The following is a 20530-nucleotide window of genomic DNA, read 5'->3' as shown; positions in this document are numbered from 1 at the left end:
CCGCTGCGGTGCTCGGCCATCATCTGGTCATTGCGCCGTCTTGACAACAATAGGCCAAAGCGCGAAGCCAATCGACATCATGACGGTGATTGTTCCCATCCACGGCCCTGCGCCCGCCCCGGCACCCGTGCCCGAGCGCGTCGGCGTGCTGTTGGTGAATCTCGGCACCCCGGACAGTTGCGACACCAAGGGCGTGCGCGTCTATCTGCGTGAGTTCCTGTCGGACCCGCGGGTGATCGAGAATCAGGGACTGTTCTGGAAACTGGCGCTCAACGGCATCATTCTGAACACCCGTCCGGCCCGCAAGGCCAAGGACTATCAGAAGATCTGGAACCACGAAAAGAACGAATCGCCGCTCAAAACCATCACCCGCGCGCAGGCCGAGAAGCTTGCTGCGTCGCTGACCGATCGCAGCCATCTGGTTGTGGATTGGGCGATGCGCTACGGCAATCCCTCGCTGCGGTCGCGGATCGAGGCGTTGGTGGCTCGGGGCTGCTCGCGGCTGCTGGTGGTGCCGCTCTATCCACAATACTCCGCCGCGACGTCGGCCACGGTGTGCGATCAGGCGTTCCGGGTGCTGCGCGAATTGCGCGCCCAGCCGACATTGCGGGTGACGCCGCCTTATTACCGCGACGACGCCTATATCGACGCACTGGCGAACTCGATCAACGCGCATCTGGCGACGCTGTCGTTCGAGCCGGAGATGATCGTCGCCTCGTTCCACGGAATGCCGCAGGCCTATATCGAGAAGGGCGATCCCTACCAGTCGCAATGCGTCGCCACCGTCGATGCGCTGCGCGAGCGGATGGGCCTCGACGAAAAGAAGCTGCTGCTGACCTTCCAGTCGCGGTTCGGCTTCGACCAGTGGCTGCAGCCCTACACCGACAAGACCATCGAGAAGCTCGCCAAGGACGGCGTGCGCAAACTCGCGGTGGTGATGCCCGGCTTCGCCTCGGACTGTCTCGAGACGCTGGAAGAGATCGCGCAGGAAAACGCCGAGATCTTCATGCACAATGGCGGCGAGGAATTTTCCGCGATTCCCTGCCTCAACGACAGTGACGACGGCATCGCGGTGATCCGCCAGCTGGTGATGCGCGAGCTGCAGGGCTGGCTGTAGCAAGACGCCGGCTCTGAGCGACTGGTTCTGAGAGCCAGATGCTGAGAGCCAGGTTCTGAGAGCCAGGTTCTGAGAGCCAGGTTCTGAGAGCCAAGTTCTGAGAACCAGGTTCTGAGAGCCAAGTTCTGAGAACCAGGTTCTGAGCGCCAGTCTGCAAGCGCTTTGCGACCCGGCCTCGCTTTCTTTACGCTCGAACCTTACATCACAATCAAGCGACCCATGGACGGTTGCGCCGGCTCGGCGAGCGCATCGGCACGGCTGCTCGGGCGGCGCGATGCGGACACAGCCGCCGTGGGAGACGTTGCATGTACGATCTGTCTGGCTTCGATATCTTCTCCATCGTTCTCGTTCTGCTCGTGATCCTGACGCTGTTCGCCGGCGTCAAGACCGTGCCGCAGGGCTACAACTGGACGATCGAGCGGTTCGGCAAGTTCACCCGCACGCTGGCGCCGGGCCTCAATCTGATCATCCCGTATTTCGATCGCGTCGGTCGCAAGATGAACGTGATGGAGCAGGTGATCGATATTCCGCAGCAGGAAGTCATCACCAAGGACAACGCCACCGTGACGGTCGACGGCGTCGCCTTCTTCCAGGTATTCGACGCGGCGAAAGCGAGCTACGAGGTCTCCAATCTCGAACAGGCGATCATCGTGCTGACGATGACCAACATCCGCTCGGTGATGGGCGCGATGGACCTCGACCAGGTGCTGTCGCATCGCGACGAGATCAATGAGCGGTTGCTGCGGGTGGTCGACGCCGCGGTGTCGCCGTGGGGGCTCAAGGTCAATCGCATCGAGATCAAGGACATCGTGCCGCCGGCCGATCTGGTCGAGGCGATGGGACGTCAGATGAAGGCCGAGCGCGTCAAGCGCGCCGACATCCTGCAGGCGGAAGGCCAGCGGCAATCGGAGATTCTCCGCGCCGAGGGCGCCAAGCAGGGCCAGATCCTGCAGGCCGAAGGCCGCCGCGAGGCGGCGTTCCGCGACGCCGAAGCGCGCGAGCGCTCGGCCGAGGCGGAAGCCCGCGCCACCCAGATGGTCAGCGACGCGATCGCCAAGGGCGACGTCGCCGCGTTGAACTACTTCATCGCCGACAAATACATCAAGGCGTTCGGCCAGATCGCGGACTCTCCGAACCAGAAGATCATCATGCTGCCGATCGAGGCGATGAACGTGCTCGGCTCGCTGGCCGGAATCGGCGAGATCGCCAAGGCGACCTTCGGCGAAAGCGCAGCCTCGGCGCAGGCGGCCGCGCGCCGCGGCTCGGTGCCGACCACCGGCGCCGCCCCGACGCCGCCGTCGACGACGCGCGCGTGATGCAAGCGCCGGCACAGTGAGGGAACGACGATGCTGGACATGCTGGGCGCGCTGGGACCGTGGAACTGGCTGATCATCGGCTTCGTGCTGATGGCGCTGGAGTTGCTCGCGCCGGGAATTTTCCTGTTCTGGCTCGGCCTCGCCGCGCTGCTGTCAGGGCTGGCGGCGTTCGCGCTGCATCTGTCGTGGCAGCTCCAGATCCTGCTGTTCGCGCTGTTCGCCGTCGCGGCGGTGCCGCTATGGCGGCGGATGGCGCGCGGCGGTGCGGCCGAGTCCAACGCCACCAACCCGTTCCTCAATCGCCGCGCCGACGCACTGGTCGGCCGCATCTTCACGCTGGAAAAGCCGATCGTCGACGGCGTCGGCACGGTGCGGATCGACGACACCTTCTGGCGCGTCACCGGTCCCGACGCTCCTGCCGGGAGCCGGGTGAAAATCGTGCAGGCGGATGGAGTGAATTTGACGGTAGCGGGGGCGTAGTCGTCGCGCTTGCAACGCATTCCGCGTCATCCTGAGGCGCCGCCGCGCAGCGGCGGCCTCGAAGGATGAGCCGCAAGCACTTGTCGCCGCATCCTTCGAGGCCCGCTTTGGCGGCGGGCGCCTCAGGATGACGGTTCAGAGCAAGTAGCGATTTAGTAAGGACGACGTTGTGGCTTACGCTACGCCGGCGCGGAGCAGATCGTGCAGGTGCACGATGCCGACCGGCTTCTTGCCCTCGGTCACCAGCAGCGCGGTGATCTTCGAGGAATTCAGCAATTCCAGCGTCTCGCCGGCGAGCAGGCCGGGGCTGATCGTCTTGGGCCGCTTGGTCATCACCTCGTCGACGATCGCGGTCATCAGGTCCGGCCGCATGTGCCGCCGCAGATCGCCGTCGGTGACGATGCCGGCGATCTGGCCGTTGGCGTCGACGATACCGACGCAGCCGAAGCCCTTGGCCGACATCTCGACGAGCGCGTCCGACATCTTGGTGCCGAGCGGCTTCAGCGGGATCGCCTCGCCGGTATGCATCAGGTCGCGGGCGTATTTCAGCATGGCGCCGAGCTTGCCGCCGGGATGCAGCACGCTGAAATCAGTCGAGGTGAAGCCGCGGCTCTCCAGCAGCGCGATCGCGATCGCGTCGCCGAGCGCCAGCATCATCAATGACGACGTCGTCGGCGCCAGATTGTGCGGGCAGGCCTCGCGCGCCTTCGGCAGCGTCAGCGAAATGTCGGCCGCCTTGGCCAGCGTCGAGCCGTTGTCGGAGGTCATCGCGATCAGCGCGATCTTGAACCGCGAGGCGTAGGTAATGAGGTTCTTCATTTCCGGCTGCTCGCCGGACCACGACATTGCGAGGATAATGTCGTCGGCGGTGATCATGCCGAGGTCGCCATGGCTGGCTTCCGAGGCATGGACGAAGAACGCCGGCGTGCCGGTCGAGGCGAAGGTCGCCGCGATCTTGCGGCCGATATGCCCGGATTTGCCCAGCCCGGTGATGATCAGCCGCCCCTTGGCATTGCGGATCATCTCGATCGCGGCGACGAAAGCGCCGCCTAAATCCGATTGCAGCGCCGCGGCGAGCGCGGTGACGCCGTCCGCTTCCGCCTCCAGCGTGCGCAGGGCCGAGGGGATCGCGGCGGCGGAATCGGTCATCGCTGATTTCGTGATGTTGGGTTTGGAAAGAGCCATGCAGGGTCCCAAAACATGAGCCGTGGTCCGGCCGGGACCCCTTCTAGCATGCCGCCGGACGGGATGCGACGCGCCCGGCGGTTGTCCGGAAAGGTTCTCAACCGAACGTTCATCACGCGTCTCAACCCCTCCTTAACCATAAACGTTTTAACTCCATTAACGATGATCAGCGCCGCGCGGCTGCGACGCGGCTTGGTCGTTGAGTGTAAGAAATTGATTTTGTTGAGGTTCTGTGATCGTGACCCCGGCGCCAGCAACGGGCCGCCACCGCCGTGCAGCTCTGCTGCGGGCGGTCGCCGCTTGCCTGCTGACCGGCGGGGCCGGGCACGCCGAGGCGCAGAGCCTGACCCGCGACTTGTTCCGGCCGGAACGCGGTGCATTCGTGGCGCCGCAGGACCGGCCGCTGCAGCGGACGACGCCGCCGTCCGGCGCAGCCGATCCGTATGCGACGGACGATGATACCCGTAGAGACAGAAACGCGCAGTCCCGGCTGAGCGGATCGCCGAATTTCGGGCTTCAGCCGAGCCTTGGCGCCGCTGGCACTGGCTATGACGCGCTCGGCCGCAAGCGTCAGAAGCCCAAAATCTTTCCCGGTGCGCCGCAGCCGAAGGTGGTTGGTCCCGGATCGCCGGCGCTGATCCCCGCGCCGCCGCCGCCCCGTCCGGCGCCGCCGTCGCAGAGCGCCGCCAAGCCGCCGGTGTCGGCCGCCTTCAACGGCACGCTGCCCGGCCAGCCGACCCGCCGGCGTCTCAAGCCCGACCTCGAGCCGTTCGGCCCGGTCGGCGACTACGCCGGCAGCTTCCTGTTCAAGGGCGCGATCGAAGTGAACGGCGGTGCCGACAGCAATCCCGGCCGCACCAATAAGCCGCGCGGCTCGGGCTTCTATAAAGTTTCGCCGGAGCTGATGGTGACCTCGGACTGGGACCGCCACGCGCTGGTCGCTGATCTGCGCGGCTCTTACACCGGCTACGGCCACGACTTCACCAATCCGCCCGGCGTGGTGTCGTCGGCGCCGCTCAATCTCGACCGTCCGGAGTTCGATGGCCATGTCGACGGCCGGCTCGACGTCACCCGCGACACCAGGCTGCTCGGTCAGGGCCGGCTGATCGTCGGCACCGACAATCCCGGCAGCCCGAACATCCAGGCCGGGCTGGCGAAATATCCGATCTACACCCAGACCGGCGTGTCGGGCGGCATTGACCAGAGTTTCAATCGCCTGCAGGTCACCGCGATCGGCAGCGCCGACCGCAGGGTTTTCCAGCAGTCGCAACTGACCGACGGCAGCACGTTCACCAACGCCGATCGAAACTACAATCGATATGCCGGCACCGGGCGGGTCAGCTACGAGTTGCTGCCAGGCCTGAAGCCGTTCGTCGAAGGGCAGGTCGACAACCGCACCCACGACACCACGGTCGATCGTTTCGGCTTCCGGCGCAACAGTAACGGCGGCTACGTCAAGGGCGGCACCAGCTTCGAGCTGACGCGCCTCCTCACCGGCGAGGCGTCGATCGGCTACGCGGCGCGCACCTATGCCGACCCGCGGCTGCTGAAGCTCGACGGCCTGCTCACCACGGCCTCGCTGATCTGGACAGTGACGCCATTGACGACGGTGAAGTTCGGCGCCGACACCACGATCGACGAATCGCCGCTGTTCGGCGTGTCCGGCGTGCTGACGCGAAGCTACACTGCCGAGGTCGACCACGATTTCCGCCGCTGGCTGACCGCGATCGGCAAATTCACCTACGCGACCTACGACTATCAGGGCTCCAGCCGAAGCGATCGCTTCACCTCGCTGGAAGGCAATCTGGTCTACAAGCTGAACCGCTCGCTCTGGGTCAAAGGCACGCTGCGCCGCGACCAGCTCGATTCCAACATCGTCGGCGCGAGCTACAACGCCACCGTCGTGATGCTCGGCGTCCGCCTGCAGAATTGAGCTGGCCGCCGCATCGGCGGCGCTGCAACAGGAAGCAATCAGAAGTGATTTCGGGCGCCGGTGGAAATCCGCCATTGTCCGCGCCGAACTCCATCCTCCCCATGAGTCCATGCCTTTCAATTTGCATCATGCCGCCGCCGTTCCGGTGCGCGCTCTCGCTTGGCTCGGTCGTCAGGGCACGCGGGCGATCGCCGCGCTGGTCTTTGTCGGACTGGCGGCGCCCACACTCGGTGCGTGGATGAAGCCGTTCCTCGGCGAAGCAATCTTTCTGCTGCTTTGCGTTTCGTTTATGCGCGTCGACATGGCGTCGTTGCGCGCCAATCTGCGCCGACCGGGGATCGTCATCGCGGCGACCGCGTGGACGACGCTGGCGGTGCCGCTGATCGTCGGCGTCGTCAGCCTCGCTGTCGGCCTCGACCATCGTTCGCCGGATCTGTTCCTGGCGTTGATGCTGCAGGCGGTCGCCTCGCCGATGATGGCGGCGCCGGCGTTGGCGGCGCTGATGGGCCTCGACGCGACGCTGGTGCTGATCACGCTGGTCACGAGCACGGCGTTGATCCCGTTCACGGCGCCGCTGCTGATCTTCATCTTCGTTGGGCCTGTGCTGACGCTGTCGCCGCTCGCGCTGGGGCTGAAACTGGCCGCGATCCTCGGCGGATCGCTGCTTGTGGCGGCGGCGATCCGCCGGATCGTCGGAGGCGCTGCGATCAGGCGGCACAAGGAGCCGATCGACGGCTTCAACGTCATCGTCCTGTTCGTTTTCGTCGCTGCGATCATGGGGTCGGTCACCACCAGTTTTCTCGCCGACCCGGCGGGCGTCATCGTGCTGGCGCTGTTCGCCTTCGTGGTGTTCGCGGCGCTGCTCGGCGCAACCTTGCTGATCTTCCGCGCCATCGGCGACGAACGCGCGCTGGCGCTCGGCCTGATGGTGTCGCAGCGAAACATGGGCCTGATGCTGGCTGCGACCGATGGCGCGCTGCCCGGCTTGACCTGGCTGTATTTCGCGCTGGCGCAGTTCCCGATCTACCTGTCGCCGCAGCTTCTCAAGCCGTTCGCGCGAAGGCTGACCGTGCGGTCCGCCGAGGCGAACGGATTGCCGGTCGAGGCGGGCGACGGACGCCCGCGCTCCGCTACTCGTGTGCGTTGACCTCAGGTCGCCAGGTCAACAGCCCTTCAGTGACGCGCGGCTCGCGGTCGAGCCTGGAGCGATGTCAGTACCGGCGGCGGTCGCGTTCGGCCTTGATGCGGCGAAACCGGACGCCTTTGCCGTCCGGCAGGCGCGTGGCGATATAGCCGGCAGCGAGGCAGGCCTCGCGCTGCGGCATCTTTTCTTCGGGGGCCCGGGTCGAGTCCCACCACGACGCGCGCTGCGCCGCGCGCGGCAGCGCGAAGCCGAGCAGCTCTTCGATCTGTTCGTTGCTCAGCACCAGTTCCGTTGCGGTCTGCCGCGTCAGGAAATCCCGGAGCTGTTCAAATTTGTCCACCTTCTCTGACTCCTCATTCCGCGAAACCGTCGTCGCCTGCCCGCATGTCGCGACTTGTTGCGCCGAAGTCTATGACAAGGGACTGTTTAGGCTTGCCGGTGAAACACGACGTTAACCGCAGGTTATGTCCTTATCCTAAGTTAGGCCCTCTGCAAGTTTCCAACTTAAGTCCTCTGCAAGCTTTGGATGGCATCCCTCGGCCTATGAATGGCGGCGGGTTTTTCGAACGCGTGAGAAAGGAAATCGGCCGGCGACGGCGGATGTCCGCGCGGCTGCTGATCGCCTCGTCCGTCATCACAGTGCTGGGCTTTTCCGCGGTGTGCGGCAGCATCATGCTCGACATGCGCGGCAACGCTCAGGAATTGGCGCGGCAGACCCAGGAAAATCTGGCGTCCACGATCAGCGCTGACATCAACCGCAACATCGAGGCGTATGATCTGTCGCTGCGTTCCGTTGTCAGCAACCTGGCGCTGCCGCAACTTGCTCATGTCGACGAAACCCTCCGACGGCTCATCCTGTTCGATCACGCGAGCATTGCGAGGCATTTCGGTTCGATCCAGGTGTTCGACGCGCAAGGAAACCTGACGATCGACTCCGCGACGCTGACGCCCGAGAAACTCAATCGCGGCGATGAGCCCTTCGTCAGCGCGCATCGCGACGATCCGACTGTAGGTCTCTATATCAGTCGCCCGATGCAGCATCGCGGCACCTTTGCGATCGTGCTCAGCCGGCGGATCTCCGGAACGGACGGCCGGTTTCTCGGCGTTGTCGCCGGTTCGATCCGTTTCAGCTATTTCAAGCAGGTGTTCAGCCGGCTCCGGCTGGAGCCGGATGACACGATCGGGGTCGTTGCGCGTGACGGAACGCTGGTGATGCGGACGCCGTTCAGACCGGACGTCATCGGCACCAATGTGATGGGCGCCCCGGGCGTCAGACAGGTTTTCAGCCAGCGGCGAGGCTGGTACAGCGGCGAAGGCATCATCGACCAGATTCCGAGGATGATGGTTTGGGCCGACGGCACCCGTCCGTTGGTGGTGATCGTCGGGAAATCATGGAGCGATGTCTTCCGGATGTGGCGCCATGAGGCGATCCGAATCAGCCTTATTCTGCTCGGGCTCGCGATCATCGTCGCCGGCTTCACCGTCTTCTTTATCCGCGAGATCGACCGCCGCGCCGAGGCCGAGCGCCGGCTGGAAGAACTCGCCACTACCGATTCGTTGACCGGGCTGATCAACCGCCGCAAGTTCGATACCCTGATCGAGCGCGAATGGCGCCGCGCGCTGCGTATGAACACGCCGATCGCGCTGCTGATCATCGACGCCGATCACTTCAAGGCATTCAACGACGGCTACGGTCACCAGGCCGGCGATCAGGTGCTGGTCGGCATCGCGCTGTGCATCGGCGACTCGGTGCAGCGCGCCGGCGACTGCGCCGCGCGATTCGGCGGCGAGGAGTTCGCCGTGCTGTTGCCGGGGGGCAGTGCCACCGCAGCGCAGGGCGTCGCGGAGACCATCCGCAACAAGGTCGCGCATTGGTCGGTCGGCCAGGGCGATGTCACGGTCAGTATCGGCGTCGCCAGCATGACGCCTGCGCCGGGCCAACACTGGCCGGTGCTGTTCGAAGCCGCCGACAAGGCGCTGTATGCGGCCAAGGATCTTGGCCGCAACTGCTGCGTGGTCGCCGCCAGCCGGCACGATCTGACGCTGGCGGCGTAACCGGCGAGGCTGTCGCCCCGAGGGGGCTTACGTCCCCAGATATCGCTGCATGTCGGCGCGCAGCCCGTCGCGCAGGTGTCGGCGCCGCGCCGCTATTTCATCAGTTCGGCGGCCAGCGCCGCATAGGCCGGCAGCGTCACCGGATCGTTGACGCCGTTGGCGGCGTAGGGATGCGAGGCGTAGCGCACGATCACCATCTCCGCCTTGGGGTCGATATAGATCGACTGGCCATGGATGCCGCGCGCGGCGAAGGCCCCATTGGCGTTGTTGGTGATCCACCACATGTCGCGATACGACCAGCCCGGCAGCGTCTTGTAACCGGCCTTGGCGAATTTCGCGGCATCGCCGCCCTTGCGGATGTCGGCGATGGCCTCGGCCGGTACGATCTGCTGGCCGTTGAAGCGGCCGTTGTTGCGGATCATCTCGCCGAACCGGGCGAGATCGCGCAGCGTGGTGTTGAGCCCGCCGCCGCCGGATGCGGTGCCGATGCTGTCGACCATGAAATAGGCATCCTCCTCGGCGCCGAGCTTCTGCCAGATCCGCTGCGACAGCAGATCCGCCAACGACTGGCCGCTGGCGCGCTGGACGACCCACGCCAGCACCTCGGCGTTGGACGTCTTGTAGGCGAAGGCGTCGTCATGCTGACCTTCCTTCTGCAACGTCACGAGGAAGTCGAAGAAGGTCTTCGGGCCGTTGTAGCCGGCAGGCTGCGGCATCATCCCGCCGGCCCTTGCATAGTCGAATACCTCGGCCTTGGGATCGGAATAGTTCTCCGAATATTTCACGCCGATGGTCATGTCCATCACCTGCCGCACGGTGGCGTCGCCATAGGCGGACCCCTTCAGCTCCGGCACGTATTTGACGGCCGGCGCGGCGGGATCGAGTTTGCCCTCCGCGGCCAGCATCGCCGCCAGCGTGCCGACGAACGACTTGGTGACGGAGAAGGCGATATGCGGGCGGTGGGCCTCGCCGGCGCCGAAGTATTTCTCGTAGATAATGGCGCCCTTGTGCAGCACCAGCAGGCCGTCCGCATAGGTCAGCGCCGGCAGATCGCCGAAGGTGACTTGCTGGCCATCCATGGTGGCGAAGGCAATCGTATCGAGGTCGCGCTCGGCGCGCGGCAGTTGCGCCGCCGCGCCGCTGCCGCGCCAGACATTCGCGGTCGGGCCCAATTCGCGGATGTGGTTGAACGACCAGCGCGTACCGGGAAATTGGCTGCTCGATCCGTCGCCGAATCGCACGATCCTGTCCGGCGGCGGCGGAAAGTCCTGCATCACCCGATTCGCGATCGGATCGCTCTGCGCCGCGCTCGGCGGCTTGCGGGCATCTTGGGCGACGGCGATCTGGGCGAAGGCCGCGAGGCCGAGCGCCAGCAGGCTCGCGCCTGCGCGTGCGGATGCGCGACGAATTGGGTGATGCGTCATGGCGTTTTCCCTAGGTTTTGTTGTTTGTTGCTGGTGACGAGATTGCCGGACGGCGCGGCAGGCGTCAGGCGAGATATCGCTGCATGTCGGCGCGCAGCCCGTCGCGCAGATCGTCGCGTCGCATCGCGAATGCGATGTTGGCGCGGAGGAAGCCGGCCTTCGAGCCGCAATCGTGACGCTCGCCCTCGAATTCGACGCCGTAGAATTTCTGCGTCGCGGACAGTCCGATCATGGCGTCGGTGAGCTGGATCTCGTTGCCGGCGCCGCGCTCCTGGGTCGCGAGAATCTTGAAGATCTCCGGCTGCAGGATGTAGCGGCCGGTGATCGACAGGTTCGACGGCGCGGTGCCGGGCTTCGGCTTCTCGATCATGCCGTCGATCTCGAAGATGTTGCCGTCGCGCTTGCCGACGCCGCAGATGCCGTATTGATGGGTCATGTCGGCCGGTACTTCCTCGACCGCGATGACATTGGCCTTGTCGCCGAGTCTTTCGGCGGCCTGGATCATCTGCTTGAGGCAGCCGGGCGTGTTGAGCACCAGCTCGTCAGGGAGCACCACCGCGAACGGTTCGTTGCCGACGATGTCGCGGGCGCACCAGACGGCGTGGCCGAGGCCGTGCGGCGCCTGCTGGCGGGTGAAGCTCATCGCGCCGGCCTCGGGCTGGTCGCGCGCCAGGATTGCCATTTCCGACGTCTTGTTGCGCTTCTCCAGTGTCACGTCGAGTTCGAACTGGCGGTCGAAATGATCCTCGATCATGCCCTTGTTGCGGCCGGTGACGAAGATGAAGTGTTCGATGCCGGCTTCCTTGGCCTCATCGACGACATACTGGATCAGCGGTCTGTCGACGATTGTGAGCATCTCCTTCGGCATCGCCTTGGTGGCGGGAAGGACGCGGGTGCCGAGGCCGGCGACCGGAAACACGGCTTTACGGATTTTCATGGGCTGGGGATCTTTCGAGAGAATTTGGACGACCAAGGGCAGCGTTTGCAGCCTGCAACCAAGGCGGATGTGTGAAGTTCCTCCGCCGCAGCTAGTTTCGTTAACGGCACATCACATCAGAACAGCGGGGTCCCGGGGACGAAAGCATCGAACGCCGCCCAGAATTGCTCGCGGTAGCGATCCTGCTCCTGCAGGATCTCGTGCCTGGCGCCGGCGATCATCAGATGCGAGCCCGCACGCAGATGATAGGCGAACTCTTCGATCGCCGCTGTCGAGACGATGGTATCATGGCTGGCGGCGAGCATCAGGATCGGCTGCCGGATTCGCGACGGATAGTTCGCAGCCCGAAATCCGTGCATCGCGGCGAAAGACGTATCGGCCCAGGCGACCGTCGGCGAGGCGAGGCCGAGCGTCGGATCCTCGGCGACGATCGCGGCGTTGCGGGCGTAGCGCACCGGGTCCGAGGTCAGCGGATTGCCGACGAAAGGCTCGGTGTTGGCGAGAACGTCGTTGCCGCCTGGCACGTAGCGGCCGCCCTGGCCGGCCAGCCGCATTGCCCGCAACAGCAGCCGCACCGGCAGCGATGTCGCGCGGCCCGGCAGGTCGATCATCGGGGCCGACAAAACCATGCGGTCGAACCAGCGTTTGCCGGAATACGCAATTCGGAGCATCACCGCGCCGCCCATCGAGTGGGCCAGCGCAAAATGCGGCGGCGGACAATCCGGCAGCACCACCTCGCGCACGAACGTCTCGACGTCGATCTCGTAGTCCGAGAAAGCGCGGACATAGCCCTTGCGCGGATCGTGCAGTCGCCGCGCCGAATGGCCCTGGCCGCGCCAGTCGATCATCGCCACCGCGAAGCCGCGGTCCTGCAGGTCGCGCACCGTCTCGAAATACTTCTCGATCTGCTCGGTGCGGCCGGTGAAGACGCAGACGGTGCCCTTGCGCCCTGCCGGCGGCGGCCATCGCGCGAACCGCAGCTCGGCGCCGTCGGGGGTTTTGATGGTGCCGGACACGGCGCCTTCGGGGACCGGATTGGCGGGAATCGAGACGAGCGTCATGCACCAGGTCCGGTTGATCTAAATCGCTGATTTAAAAGGAGGAAAATCGAACAGCACGAACATCGTCCGGACCTCTTGAACGCCGGAACGCTCCTCCCATATCATTTTCATGCAGGCCACACCAAGGGGCAGGAACTTGCCTCCCCGGCTGCATAAGACGATGCCCGGCCCGATGGCGGGCGGGTACCCAACAGTCGCTTCTAGGAGGACTACACCATGCGTACTTTCGATCTCACCCCGTTCTATCGCTCCACCATCGGTTTCGACCGCCTGTTCAATCTGCTGGACCAGACCCCCGGCGATGCGGCAGCCCCCGGCTATCCGCCCTACAACATCGAGCGGACTGGCGAAAACGCCTACCGGATCAGCGTCGCGGTCTCCGGCTTCTCCTCCGCCGAGCTGTCGATCGTGTCCAAGGAAAACACCCTGACGATCAAGGGCGAGAAGACCGCCAATGAGAACGGCGCCAAGTCCGAGGTGCTGTATCGCGGCATCGCCGCGCGCGCCTTCGAGCGGGCGTTCCAGCTCGCCGACTACGTCACGGTGAAGAACGCCAGCCTCGAGAACGGTCTGCTGCACGTCGACCTCGTGCGCGAGATCCCCGAGGCGAAGAAGCCGCGTAGCATTCCGATCAGCACCATGGCGGTATCCGCGCCGCAAGTGGTCGATCAGTCCAACGCGAAGGCGGCTGCGTAAGCGCGCTGCGAGCTTTCAACAATCATCGTTCGAACGCCCCGGGAAACCGGGGCGTTTTTGTTGGCGGTAAGCTTCGGTTGGCTGGGCAGAAACAGAGAAGGACGATGGCTCAATTCGGCGCATGGTTTATGCCAAAGTTCATGTTGGCCGGGGCTTGGCCGGTCGCTACGATTCCGCACCGCACGGCCTGCCGTGAGCACGGCCTGCCGGAAGCATCGTGAAGCCAGCCGCCACGACGGATCGCGGGTATCCAAATTCCCACGAAAGTGCCGTCATGTCGGAAGTTTTCGATTCACCGCCGCGCTCCAAACCAGTTGCGTTCGGCGCTGGTGCGCTGATCGGAGCGCTGGGCGGCCTGATCGGTCTCGGTGGGGCCGAGTTCAGGTTACCGTTGCTGATCAGCCTGTTCAGGTTTCGCGGCCTGGACGCGGTGATCCTCAACAAAGCCGTCAGTCTCGTTGTGGTTGCCACCGCCTTGCCGTTTCGCGCCAGTGCCGTTCCGCTCGCCGATGTGGCGGGGGAATGGCCGATCATCCTCAACCTGCTCGCCGGCAGCTTGGCGGGCGCGTGGATCGGCGCGGGCTGGGCCACGAGGCTGCAGTCGCAAACACTCTACAGAATCATTGCGGTCCTACTGGTTGCGATCGCGGGCGTCCTGCTGTTCGCTCACGATGTGGTCGCCGGGGCTCCGTTGTTCAGCGGCGCAGCGCTGTTGCTCGCCGGCGTGATCGCAGGTTTCGTCATCGGGGTCATCGCGTCGTTGCTTGGTGTCGCCGGTGGCGAATTTCTGATTCCGACTCTGGTGCTGCTATTCGGGGCGGATATCAAGTTGGCGGGAAGTCTCTCACTGGCGGTCAGCTTGCCGACCATGCTGGTCGGTTTTGCCCGGTACAGTTTGGATGACAGCTTCTCCGTGATCGGCCGGAACAAGGCCTTCTTGCTCGTGATGGCGGCCGGATCGATCGTGGGAACGCTGATCGGTGGATTACTGTTGGGGCAGGTGCCGAACGCGGTCCTGCTTCCCGCGCTTGCGGCGATTCTCCTGATTTCGGCCGCCAAAGTCTGGCGGCACGCTTGATCGCCGCGCCGTGAGGCCGGGGGCTCCTGAGTTCGCCCGCGAGTCGGTGCCGGACTACTCCAGCCCCTGCACCGGCGGCATCGGCTCGGTCGGCTGGATCGGCGGCGTCGACGGCTTGGCCTCGGTGGGCGTTGGAGCGGGTGCGGCGGCCGGCTTGTCCTGCACCGTGGCGCTCTCCTGCCTGGGCGCATCAGTGTTCGGCTTTGAGGCGTCCTTGCCGGGAGTCACTGCGGCGGCCGCATTCGACGCGGCGGCCGGCGACGGCCCCTTGGTTGATTGCTGCGGCGAAGGCCGCGGCAGCGGCGTGGTCGGGGTGCGGCTGGCCAGGTGCGGGACCGATCGCGGCGGGCGCGGCGGGCGTCCTTCGGCCAACGGCGGCAGGCCCTGGACCGGTCCGTAGCTGGCGAGGGTCTCCTCTTCCATTGCAGCGCCCATCCGCCACGCCGGCATGAACCGCACCAGCCGGCCGCTGCGGCCGTCGATCACAAGGCGGCCGTCGTCGCCGTCCGGGTTGATCGCGGCCAGCGTGTAGAACATCCCGCGCTGCCGTGGGATGCCGAGCGGCGCAAAGCCTTCGTCGCGGGCGATCGCGGAGATTTCGCGCGGCGACAGCACCGCGGGGGCGAATGTCGCTTCCGGTACGTAGCGGCGCTGCCGTGGCGGCGGCATGGCCGCATAGGGACCTTCGATGTCCGAGGTCGCCGTGATCGCCGGTCGCCCGATCTCGCGTGGCGGCGCCGGCTGCGCCAACGCCGCGGTCGCGGTGGCGACAAAACCGGCCGACATCATCCACCCGATAAATTTCATGTCCTGCTCCTGCGACGTCCCTGCACCCATCCTGGGCGGCGCGGAGCCTCACGCCGGAATCGGGCGTCGCTTGGGCCGGATCGCGGCCGTTTCGGCGTGAATCCAGGGCGCATTTTGCGGATTGCACCTTTGGAAACAGGACTCTCGCGCGCTTGTGTGATAAAGAAAAATTTGGCAAGGTCGTGTCTAGGACAGCATCACTGTCTCAATTGCGGTGGTAGCCCGACACGGTTTGCATCGTAATTCGCGGCGTTTTCGCCGCGTGAGGCTCCTGCATTGTCCATTGGACGATATGGACACCGGGGTCTGAATACGGAAATCGTGGCTCGCGGCGGCGAGCGGTGGCCCGGAGGGTGCCGCGGATGCCCTGAAGTGCGCCGCTGCTGGAAGTATCCTTGCCGGATGAATGAGGACGAACATGAGCGGGTCTGGGTTTGAGCGCGACAACACGGCTGCCGAAGCGCTGACGGTGGACCCGGCTGCGAAAGCGAATGCGACTTTGGTCGGGCAGGATCAGCGCGAGCACGATTGGCGGCCGCCGGCTGAGGGCCTGTACGACCTGTCGCGCGAGAAAGACGCCTGCGGCGTCGGTTTCATCGCCAGCATCAAAGGCGTGAAGTCGCATCAGATCGTCGCCGATGCGATCCGGATTCTGTGCAACCTCGAGCACCGCGGCGCGGTCGGCGCTGACCCGCGCGCCGGCGACGGCGCCGGCATTCTGGTGCAGATTCCGCACGCCTTCTTCAGCCGCAAAGTCTCGGAACTCGGCTTCACGCTGCCGGCGCCCGGTGAATACGCCGTCGGCGCATTGTTCATGCCGCGCGACAGCTCGTGGCGGAAGGTGATTCAGAGCATCGTCGCCGACCAGATCAAGGCCGAGGGCCTGACCCTGCTCGGCTGGCGCGATGTGCCGACCGACAATTCGTCTTTGGGTGAGACCGTCAAGCCGACCGAGCCCGCCAACATGCAGGTGTTCGTCGGTCGCGGCAGCGTGATCAAGACCGAGGACGATTTCGAGCGTCAGCTCCTGATTGTGCGCAAGTCGATCTCGAACGCGATCTATCAGCGCCGCGACCGCGGCTTCGCCGGCTACTACCCGGTGTCGCTGTCGTGCCGCACTGTGATCTACAAGGGCATGTTCCTGGCCGATCAGCTCGGCAAGTATTACCCCGATCTCAGCGAGCCGGATTTCGAAAGCGCGCTGGCGCTGGTGCATCAGCGGTTCTCGACCAACACTTTCCCGACCTGGTCGCTGGCGCATCCGTACCGGATGGTCGCGCATAACGGTGAGATCAACACCCTGCGCGGCAACGTCAACTGGATGGCGGCGCGGCAGGCTTCGGTGCATTCCAAGCTGTACGGCAAGGACATCAGCCGGCTGTGGCCGATCTCCTATGAGGGCCAGAGCGACACCGCCTGTTTCGACAACGCGCTCGAATTCCTGGTGCGCGGCGGCTACTCGCTGCCGCATGCGGTGATGATGATGATTCCGGAGGCGTGGGCCGGCAATCCGTTGATGGATGAGCAGCGCCGCGCCTTCTACGAATATCACGCGGCGCTGATGGAGCCGTGGGACGGCCCGGCGGCGCTCGCCTTCACCGACGGCCGCCAGATCGGCGCCACGCTCGACCGCAACGGTCTGCGTCCGGCGCGCTATCTGGTGACCAAGGACGACCGCATCGTGATGGCGTCCGAAATGGGCGTGCTGAAGATTCCGGAAGATCAGATCGTCACCAAGTGGCGGCTGCAGCCCGGCAAAATGCTGCTGGTCGACCTCGTCGAGGGGCGCCTGATCCCCGACGACGAGATCAAGGCGCAGCTCGCCGCCAGCCAGCCCTATCGCGAATGGCTGGGCCGCACCCAGATCGTGCTCGAGGAGCTCAAGGACGCGCCGGTCAAGGGCCAGCGCTCCAATCTGCCGCTGCTCGATCGCCAGCAGGCGTTCGGCTACACCCAGGAGGATATCTCGATCCTGATGACGCCGATGGCGTCGACGGGCGAGGAGGCCTCGGGCTCGATGGGCAACGACACGCCGCTGTCGGCGCTGTCCGACAAGCCGAAGCCGCTGTTCACCTACTTCAAGCAGAACTTCGCGCAGGTCACCAACCCGCCGATCGATCCGATCCGCGAAGAGTTGGTGATGAGCCTGGTCTCGATCATCGGCCCGCGGCCGAACCTGTTCGACACCCACGGCCTCGCCGGCACCAAGCGGCTCGAAGTGCGCCAGCCGATCCTGACCGACGGCGACCTCGAAAAGATCCGCTCGATCTCCGAGATCGGCGATCCGCATTTCAAGTCGCGTACGCTCGACACTACTTTTCACGCCGGGCTCGGTGCCGCCGGCCTCGAGCAGGTGCTGGAGGATCTGTCGGCGCGCGCCGAAGCCGCGGTGCGTGACGGCGTCAACATCATCATCCTGAGCGACCGCGCCGCCGGCAGCGATCGGATCCCGATCCCGTCGCTGCTCGCCTGCGCCGCCGTGCATCATCATCTGATCCGGGTGGGCTTGCGAACCTCGGTCGGTCTCGTGGTCGAGTCGGGCGAGCCGCGCGAGGTGCATCACTTCGCCTGTCTGGCCGGCTACGGCGCCGAGGCGATCAACCCGTATCTCGCCTTCGAGACCATCATCGCGCTCAAGGACAAGCTGCCGGCGAAGCTCGACGACTACGAGATCGTCAAGCGCTACATCAAGTCGATCGGAAAGGGCCTGCTGAAGGTGATGTCCAAGATGGGCATCTCGACCTATCAGTCGTATTGCGGCGCGCAGATTTTCGACGCCGTCGGGCTCAAGGCCGATTTCATCGCCAAGTACTTCGCCGGCACGCATTCGCAGATCGAGGGCGTGGGGCTCGCGCAGATCGCCGAGGAAACCGTGCGCCGTCATCACGACGCGTTCGGCGGGGCGATGGTCTACAAGACCGCGCTCGATGTCGGCGGCGAATACGCCTACCGCTCACGCGGCGAGGACCACGCCTGGACCGCGGATTCGGTGTCGACACTGCAGCACGCGGTGCGCGGCAATTCCGCCGAGCGCTACCGCGCCTTCGCCCGCATCCTCAACGAGCAGCAGGAGCGTCTGTTGACGCTGCGCGGCCTGTTCAAGATCAAGGATGCCGGGGCCGAGGGCCGCAAGCCGGTGCCGCTCGCCGAAGTCGAGCCGGCCGCCGAGATCGTCAAGCGGTTCTCGACCGGCGCGATGAGCTTCGGCTCGATCTCGCGCGAGGCGCACACCACGCTGGCGATCGCCATGAACCGGATCGGCGGCAAGTCGAATACCGGCGAGGGCGGCGAGGAAGCCGACCGCTTCAAGCCGATGGCGAATGGCGATTCGATGCGCTCGGCGATCAAGCAGGTCGCCTCGGGACGGTTCGGCGTCACCACGGAATATCTCGTCAATTCCGACATGATGCAGATCAAGATGGCGCAGGGCGCCAAGCCGGGCGAGGGCGGACAGCTGCCCGGCCACAAGGTCGACGCGACCATCGCCGCGGTGCGCCACTCGACCCCGGGCGTCGGCCTGATCTCGCCGCCGCCGCATCACGACATCTACTCGATCGAGGATCTGGCGCAGCTGATCTACGATCTGAAGAACGTCAATCCGACGAGTGCGGTCTCGGTCAAGCTGGTGTCGGAAATCGGCGTCGGCACCGTCGCCGCCGGCGTCGCGAAAGCGCGCGCCGACCACGTCACCATCGCGGGCTTCGAGGGTGGCACCGGCGCTTCGCCGCTGACCTCGATCAAGCACGCCGGTTCGCCGTGGGAAATCGGCCTCGCCGAGACCCATCAGACCCTGGTGCGTGAGCGGCTGCGCTCCCGCATCGTGGTGCAGGTCGATGGCGGCTTCCGCACCGGCCGCGACGTCGTGATCGGCGCGCTGCTCGGCGCCGACGAGTTCGGCTTCGCCACCGCGCCGCTGATCGCCGCCGGCTGCATCATGATGCGCAAGTGCCATCTCAACACCTGCCCGGTCGGCGTCGCCACCCAGGACCCGGTGCTGCGCAAGCGCTTCACCGGCCAGCCCGAGCACGTCATCAACTACTTCTTCTTCGTCGCCGAGGAAGTCCGCGAACTGATGGCGAGCCTCGGCTATCGCAGCTTCAACGAGATGGTCGGCCAGTCGCAGATGCTCGACCAGCAGGCGCTGGTCGCGCATTGGAAGGCCAAGGGCCTCGACTTCTCCAAGCTGTTCCACAAGCAGAAGGCCGAAGCCGGCCAGACGCTGTATCACTCGGAGATCCAGGACCATCACCTCGACAACGTGCTGGATCGCACGCTGATCGCGAAGGCGCAGGCGGCGATCGACCGCGGCGCGCCGGTGAAGTTCGAGGTCGAGATCAACAACACCAACCGCTCGGCCGGCGCGATGCTGGCCGGCACCGTCGCCAAGCATTACGGCCATGCCGGCCTGCCGCACGACACCATCCAGGTGCAGCTGAAGGGCACCGCGGGGCAGGCGTTCGGCGCCTGGCTTACGCGCGGCATCACCTTCGACCTCGAAGGCGAAGGCAACGACTATGTCGGCAAGGGCCTGTCCGGCGGCAAGATCATCGTGCGGCCGCCGGCGAATTCCGGCATCGTGCCGGAAGAGTCGATCATCGTCGGCAACACCGTGATGTACGGCGCGATCGAGGGCGAGTGCTACTTCCGCGGCATCGCCGGTGAGCGCTTCGCTGTCCGCAATTCGGGTGCGGTGGCCGTCGTCGAGGGCGCCGGCGACCATTGCTGCGAATACATGACCGGCGGCATCGTCGTGGTGCTCGGCAAGACCGGCCGCAACTTCGCAGCCGGCATGTCGGGCGGCGTCGCTTATGTGCTGGACGAGGACGGTTCGTTCCCGAAACTGTGCAATCTGGCGATGGTCGAACTCGAGCCGGTGCTCTCGGAAGAGCTGATCAACGCCGGCGCGTTCCACCAGTCGGGCGATCTCGAGGCGCATGGCCGGGTCGACGTGTTCGCCGATTTGCTCGGCTCCGACATCGAGCGGCTGCACGTGCTGATCTCGCGCCACGCCAAATATTCCGGCTCGAAGCGCGCCGCCGAGATCCTCGCGAACTGGAACGACTACCTGCCGAAGTTCCGCAAGGTGATGCCGGTCGAGTACCGCCGTGCTTTGCGCGAGCTGAAAGCGCGGCAGGCCGAGGAGCCGAAGATCGCGATCGGAGCGTAAGAACTAACAGGCGATGCCGTCACCCTGAGGCGCCCGCGCGGCGCGCGGGCCTCGAAGGGTGACAGCGGCAAGGAAAGCAACAGAACAGTCATCCTTCGAGGCTCGCCATGAGCGAGCGCCTCAGGATGAC

The 20530-nt window shown here is 65.3% G+C and carries 15 protein-coding genes; 9 read left to right on the top strand and 6 right to left on the bottom strand.

Going from position 1 to position 20530, the window contains the following annotated elements; all coding sequences use genetic code 11:
• Positions 1-79: 79 nt before the first annotated feature.
• From hemH to BMY71_RS13665, 3 genes are all read left to right on the top strand, one after another.
• On the top strand, positions 80-1117 hold the full coding sequence (gene hemH / locus BMY71_RS13675) for a ferrochelatase (protein ID WP_011501284.1): 1038 nt from the start codon (positions 80-82) through the stop codon (positions 1115-1117).
• Between the two features lie 314 nt (positions 1118-1431).
• On the top strand, positions 1432-2433 hold the full coding sequence (locus tag BMY71_RS13670) for an SPFH domain-containing protein (protein WP_092684603.1): 1002 nt from the start codon (positions 1432-1434) through the stop codon (positions 2431-2433).
• Positions 2434-2463: 30 nt separating this feature from the next.
• Positions 2464-2913: an NfeD family protein gene (locus BMY71_RS13665; protein WP_011501286.1), complete on the top strand. Its 450-nt coding sequence runs from the start codon at positions 2464-2466 to the stop codon at positions 2911-2913.
• A 174-nt stretch (positions 2914-3087) separates the two neighbouring features.
• On the opposite strand, the gene BMY71_RS13660 is transcribed toward BMY71_RS13665, so the two are convergent.
• Complete coding sequence (locus tag BMY71_RS13660; protein WP_011501287.1) at positions 3088-4098, bottom strand: KpsF/GutQ family sugar-phosphate isomerase; 1011 nt, start codon at positions 4096-4098, stop codon at positions 3088-3090.
• A gap of 238 nt (positions 4099-4336) precedes the next feature.
• Between BMY71_RS13660 and BMY71_RS13655 the strand changes: the two genes are divergently transcribed.
• Together BMY71_RS13655 and BMY71_RS13650 are read left to right on the top strand one after the other, a co-directional pair.
• Positions 4337-6031 (top strand): outer membrane beta-barrel protein, encoded by a 1695-nt coding sequence (locus BMY71_RS13655; RefSeq protein WP_092684601.1) that lies wholly within the window; start codon positions 4337-4339, stop codon positions 6029-6031.
• 109 nt (positions 6032-6140) lie between these two features.
• Positions 6141-7178: a Na+-dependent transporter gene (locus tag BMY71_RS13650; protein WP_092684391.1), complete on the top strand. Its 1038-nt coding sequence runs from the start codon at positions 6141-6143 to the stop codon at positions 7176-7178.
• A gap of 64 nt (positions 7179-7242) precedes the next feature.
• Here the strand turns inward: BMY71_RS13650 and BMY71_RS13645 are convergent, their stop codons facing one another.
• Positions 7243-7515: a DUF7662 domain-containing protein gene (locus BMY71_RS13645; protein ID WP_011501290.1), complete on the bottom strand. Its 273-nt coding sequence runs from the start codon at positions 7513-7515 to the stop codon at positions 7243-7245.
• Positions 7516-7718: 203 nt separating this feature from the next.
• Between BMY71_RS13645 and BMY71_RS13640 the strand changes: the two genes are divergently transcribed.
• On the top strand, positions 7719-9230 hold the full coding sequence (locus tag BMY71_RS13640) for a sensor domain-containing diguanylate cyclase (protein WP_041805126.1): 1512 nt from the start codon (positions 7719-7721) through the stop codon (positions 9228-9230).
• Between the two features lie 92 nt (positions 9231-9322).
• Here the strand turns inward: BMY71_RS13640 and BMY71_RS13635 are convergent, their stop codons facing one another.
• The 3 genes from BMY71_RS13635 to BMY71_RS13625 all read right to left on the bottom strand — a co-directional run bounded on the left by BMY71_RS13635 (position 9323) and on the right by BMY71_RS13625 (position 12652).
• Positions 9323-10654: a serine hydrolase domain-containing protein gene (locus BMY71_RS13635; protein ID WP_092684389.1), complete on the bottom strand. Its 1332-nt coding sequence runs from the start codon at positions 10652-10654 to the stop codon at positions 9323-9325.
• A gap of 64 nt (positions 10655-10718) precedes the next feature.
• A complete protein-coding gene (gene galU / locus BMY71_RS13630; protein ID WP_092684387.1) occupies positions 10719-11591 on the bottom strand; it encodes a UTP--glucose-1-phosphate uridylyltransferase GalU in 873 nt (290 codons plus the stop codon).
• Positions 11592-11707: 116 nt separating this feature from the next.
• Positions 11708-12652, bottom strand: a complete 945-nt coding sequence (locus tag BMY71_RS13625; RefSeq protein ID WP_092684385.1) for an alpha/beta hydrolase — start codon at positions 12650-12652, stop codon at positions 11708-11710.
• Positions 12653-12868: 216 nt separating this feature from the next.
• Between BMY71_RS13625 and BMY71_RS13620 the strand changes: the two genes are divergently transcribed.
• Together BMY71_RS13620 and BMY71_RS13615 are read left to right on the top strand one after the other, a co-directional pair.
• Positions 12869-13348 (top strand): Hsp20 family protein, encoded by a 480-nt coding sequence (locus BMY71_RS13620; RefSeq protein ID WP_092684383.1) that lies wholly within the window; start codon positions 12869-12871, stop codon positions 13346-13348.
• A gap of 274 nt (positions 13349-13622) precedes the next feature.
• A complete protein-coding gene (locus BMY71_RS13615; RefSeq protein WP_092684381.1) occupies positions 13623-14426 on the top strand; it encodes a sulfite exporter TauE/SafE family protein in 804 nt (267 codons plus the stop codon).
• 54 nt (positions 14427-14480) lie between these two features.
• Here the strand turns inward: BMY71_RS13615 and BMY71_RS13610 are convergent, their stop codons facing one another.
• Complete coding sequence (locus BMY71_RS13610) at positions 14481-15233, bottom strand: hypothetical protein (protein ID WP_092684599.1); 753 nt, start codon at positions 15231-15233, stop codon at positions 14481-14483.
• A gap of 418 nt (positions 15234-15651) precedes the next feature.
• On the opposite strand from BMY71_RS13610, the gene gltB reads away from it, so the two are divergent.
• Positions 15652-20400, top strand: coding sequence for a glutamate synthase large subunit (gltB, locus tag BMY71_RS13605; RefSeq protein WP_011501298.1), 4749 nt, complete (start codon positions 15652-15654; stop codon positions 20398-20400).
• Positions 20401-20530 lie beyond the last annotated feature (130 nt).

It is taken from the genome of Rhodopseudomonas pseudopalustris, assembly GCF_900110435.1.
Lineage (GTDB): Bacteria > Pseudomonadota > Alphaproteobacteria > Rhizobiales > Xanthobacteraceae > Rhodopseudomonas > Rhodopseudomonas pseudopalustris.
This window is presented reverse-complemented; position numbering and strand designations above follow the sequence as displayed.

What these genes read in the sequence shown, in the direction of transcription:
- galU (WP_092684387.1), bottom strand. Translation starts at nt 11,591, where the DNA reads ATGAAAATCCGTAAAGCCGTGTTTCCGGTCGCCGGCCTCGGCACCCGC.
- BMY71_RS13635 (WP_092684389.1), bottom strand. Translation starts at nt 10,654, where the DNA reads ATGACGCATCACCCAATTCGTCGCGCATCCGCACGCGCAGGCGCGAGC.
- BMY71_RS13620 (WP_092684383.1), top strand. Translation starts at nt 12,869, where the DNA reads ATGCGTACTTTCGATCTCACCCCGTTCTATCGCTCCACCATCGGTTTC.
- BMY71_RS13665 (WP_011501286.1), top strand. Translation starts at nt 2,464, where the DNA reads ATGCTGGACATGCTGGGCGCGCTGGGACCGTGGAACTGGCTGATCATC.
- gltB (WP_011501298.1), top strand. Translation starts at nt 15,652, where the DNA reads ATGAGCGGGTCTGGGTTTGAGCGCGACAACACGGCTGCCGAAGCGCTG.
- BMY71_RS13650 (WP_092684391.1), top strand. Translation starts at nt 6,141, where the DNA reads ATGCCTTTCAATTTGCATCATGCCGCCGCCGTTCCGGTGCGCGCTCTC.
- BMY71_RS13615 (WP_092684381.1), top strand. Translation starts at nt 13,623, where the DNA reads ATGTCGGAAGTTTTCGATTCACCGCCGCGCTCCAAACCAGTTGCGTTC.
- hemH (WP_011501284.1), top strand. Translation starts at nt 80, where the DNA reads ATGACGGTGATTGTTCCCATCCACGGCCCTGCGCCCGCCCCGGCACCC.
- BMY71_RS13660 (WP_011501287.1), bottom strand. Translation starts at nt 4,098, where the DNA reads ATGGCTCTTTCCAAACCCAACATCACGAAATCAGCGATGACCGATTCC.
- BMY71_RS13610 (WP_092684599.1), bottom strand. Translation starts at nt 15,233, where the DNA reads ATGAAATTTATCGGGTGGATGATGTCGGCCGGTTTTGTCGCCACCGCG.
- BMY71_RS13625 (WP_092684385.1), bottom strand. Translation starts at nt 12,652, where the DNA reads ATGACGCTCGTCTCGATTCCCGCCAATCCGGTCCCCGAAGGCGCCGTG.
- BMY71_RS13640 (WP_041805126.1), top strand. Translation starts at nt 7,719, where the DNA reads ATGAATGGCGGCGGGTTTTTCGAACGCGTGAGAAAGGAAATCGGCCGG.